Source organism: Helicobacter salomonis (assembly GCF_900197775.1).
Taxonomy (GTDB): Bacteria; Campylobacterota; Campylobacteria; order Campylobacterales; family Helicobacteraceae; genus Helicobacter; species Helicobacter salomonis.
The window spans coordinates 1-2,986 of sequence record NZ_FZMA01000055.1; the positions used below are offsets into that span (position 1 = coordinate 1).

The window sequence follows — 2,986 nt, forward strand, 5'->3', positions numbered from 1 at the left end:
GGGATGGGGGGGATGTTTTCGTGCAGGTGAGCAATAACACCGACACGCTAGGGGCCTTTAGGGGCAAAAAACATTACAAAGCTAAGAATGGCGCACCCGGGGGTCCTAAAAATTGCAGTGGCAAAAAGGGGGAGAATGTTACTCTCATTGTGCCCCCGGGGACGCAGATTTATAATCAGCAAAGCGGGGAGTTGTTAGGGGATTTTATAGAATGCGGTGCGCCTATTAAGCTTTTGCAGGGAGGCAGGGGGGGAATGGGCAATGCGCGTTTTAAAAACGCCGTGCAGCAACGCCCCACCTACGCCCAAAAGGGGCTAGAGGGGGTGGAATTGAGCGTGCGCTTAGAGCTAAAGCTGATTGCCGATGTGGGCTTGGTGGGCTTGCCCAATGTAGGCAAATCCACTTTAATTAGCGTGATCTCTAATGCGCGCCCCAAGATCGCTAACTACGCTTTCACAACTCTAGTGCCTAATTTAGGGGTGGTAAGCGTGGGGGATTTTAAAGAATTTGTGATTGCAGACATCCCGGGGGTCATAGAGGGAGCCAGCGGGGGCAAGGGCTTAGGGCTAGCTTTTTTAAAACACATCGAGCGCACGCAGTTTCTACTCTTTGTGCTGGATGTGGGCTTGGACTTAAAAGAGCAATATGAAAATTTACGCCATGAATTGGGCGCGTTTTCGCCCACCTTAAAGAAGCGTGCCTTTGGTGTGGTGATCAATAAAATAGACTTGCTAGAACCTGAAATCCTTACTAATACTCTGAGTGTCTTTGAAAAAGATTTAGACCCCAAGCCCGCCTTTATTCTACCCATCTCTGCCCACACCACCACCAACACCGCCCAGCTGGTGCAATTACTAGCCCAAGCTTTGAATAAGGATTGATCTAAAGGGGGTGGCATGTCCAAGAGTTGTGTTTTAAGTTTGATCGGGGCGTTGTTTTTGTTGGTGGGGTGTAGTACGGAGAGCAGTAAAGGGGAAGACTTTTTTAAAGAGGCACAGACTTATTACAAACAAAAGAATTATGCTAAAGCGTTTGAATATTTTAAAAAAGCAGCAGATGCAGGGAATGCTAATGGCTATAATTATTTGGGTGAGATGTATTATTATGGTTGGGGTGTTAGCAAGAATTTTTACGAAGCCTTAGAATATTTCCAAAAAGCGGCAGATAGGGGAGTTGCTGAAGCCTATTTCAGTTTAGGATACATGTACTTCAGTGGAGAAGGTGCTAGTCAGACTTATTCTAAAGCTTTCAAATATTTTCAAAAAGCCGTAGATTTGGGGATTCCCCATGCCTATTTTTATTTAGGAGTTCTGTATCAAAGTGGCGATGGGGTCGCTAAAGATTATCACAAGGCTTTAGAATGCTATAAAAAAGCAGCGAGCGCAGGGATTGCTGAGGCTTACTCAAATTTGGGGTTTATGTACATTAGTGGACAAGGAGTAGTTAAAGATTTTAGACAAGCCTTCCAATATTTCCAAAAAGCGGCCGACGCAGGATATATTGCAGCTTACATGAATTTGGGATCCATGTATAGCAGGGGTGAAGGGGTTGCCAAAGATTATCGCAAAGCCTTAGAATATTATCACAAAGCCGCTGATGGTGGAGTTTCCGGAGCTTATTTGAATTTGGGGGTGATGTATGCACATGGTCATGGCGTGGGCAAGGATAAAGAAATGGCTTATGAATATTTTAAAAAAGCCTGCAAAATGGGAGAAGAGCTAGGTTGCAAGAACGCCAAGATTCTTTTGGGAGATTAGGCAGTGTTGCAGAGTTAGATTTTTTTACACCATAGTGGCGACCTTATTTGCAAGGGGTTTTTGTTTGCCTTTGATTGGATTTGTTAGCCTTACCCCTCTCCCCTCAGCAACAACCAAATTTTCACTCTAAATTTCTTATCTACATCACAAATTGTGCTCAAAACGAGCGAGACCCAATAACCACATAGTCTACATGAAAGATTCCCGTGGGTATATCCGCATTATGCATATTTTGAACTAGGCGTTTTCTAAAGGGCTCATGGAGGACAATGTTTTTCTCCGTTCTTCATATACCCTTGCTTGATTAAAATACTCGATCTTTCTAATATGGGGATAATTAGTTTTAGAAACGATACGATGAAGTTGTTGGAGATAGGCGATCGCATCTAGCCCAGCCCTTTGGGCGTTGAAAAGCGGGGCATAAAGCCATGCGTTGATATGTAAAAATTCGTGGGCAATAAATGTCGCCTTTGCTTCTTCTCCTTCACGCAAATTGTCCATGAGTCTAGGGCATGGAACATGGCCATATCCTTCACATGGGCTAAAAAAGCTCTTCTCTTTGGTTTTGTGTTTAAACTCTTTAAACAAGTGATACTTGTTGTCTTAGGGCTTTGGCTAGAGGGATGGAGGCATCTGTGTAAGCTCCCATGGCCAAAGTCAAATCGGATTTATCAACATATGAGTCATCATCCGTGATGTTTAGGCGTTTGTATATCTTGACATAGGATTTTTGCGTGTAATCGTAGAGTGCCTTAAATGCCTTGAAAAATTGTTGGGTGTTTTTAACATAATTTATCAGAAACCCCACTCTAGCAAATGCGTCGCATTTGTTTTAGCGAGTGGGATGAATGCCTTCAATCCTTGATTTTCTATGTATCTTTTGATGGTTTGCAGTTTTGAACTTGATGATTGTGCTTGCTATCTCTATTCCCATACATCTTCAGCAGTTTTGATAGCGCAAGCGTTCTGCTTGCTTGGGGTTAGTCTCTCCTATGGAACAGGCAAAAAATCCATCCCTCCAAAACTTTTATTCTTTCCAAAAATGCTTGCACAAGAACGGGATAAATCTTGGATTTCTCCAAACTTTATCTGAACGTGCGTAAAACTCAATCCTTTAGGGCACTAAATGTAAGTGCACGCCAAGAAAAACTACCCTTGCAATAGGTAAGTGAGATTAGTGAAAGCCTGAATACTAAGAGTTGGATGCGCTCATTCTAACCGCCAAGATT

4 protein-coding genes are annotated in these 2,986 nt (G+C 43.2%); 2 read left to right on the forward strand and 2 right to left on the reverse strand.

What is annotated here, in order from left to right; genetic code table 11:
• On the forward strand, positions 1 to 881 hold an 881-nt coding region (gene obgE / locus C6H04_RS07225; protein ID WP_104732769.1), incomplete at its 5' end, for a GTPase ObgE.
• Between the two features lie 15 nt (positions 882 to 896).
• Positions 897 to 1,757 carry a tetratricopeptide repeat protein gene (locus C6H04_RS07230; RefSeq protein ID WP_104732770.1) on the forward strand — a complete coding sequence of 287 codons (861 nt, stop codon included), beginning with the start codon at positions 897 to 899 and terminating at the stop codon, positions 1,755 to 1,757.
• Positions 1,758 to 1,994: 237 nt separating this feature from the next.
• Here the strand turns inward: C6H04_RS07230 and C6H04_RS07235 are convergent, their stop codons facing one another.
• Positions 1,995 to 2,249 (reverse strand): hypothetical protein, encoded by a 255-nt coding sequence (locus C6H04_RS07235; protein ID WP_158653017.1) that lies wholly within the window; start codon positions 2,247 to 2,249, stop codon positions 1,995 to 1,997.
• 88 nt (positions 2,250 to 2,337) lie between these two features.
• A complete protein-coding gene (locus tag C6H04_RS07240; RefSeq protein ID WP_104732772.1) occupies positions 2,338 to 2,565 on the reverse strand; it encodes a hypothetical protein in 228 nt (75 codons plus the stop codon).
• Positions 2,566 to 2,986: the final 421 nt, after the last annotated feature.

Excerpts from the sequence above, each read along its gene's own strand:
- C6H04_RS07230 (WP_104732770.1), top strand. The coding sequence starts at position 897 with ATGTCCAAGAGTTGTGTTTTAAGTTTGATCGGGGCGTTGTTTTTGTTG.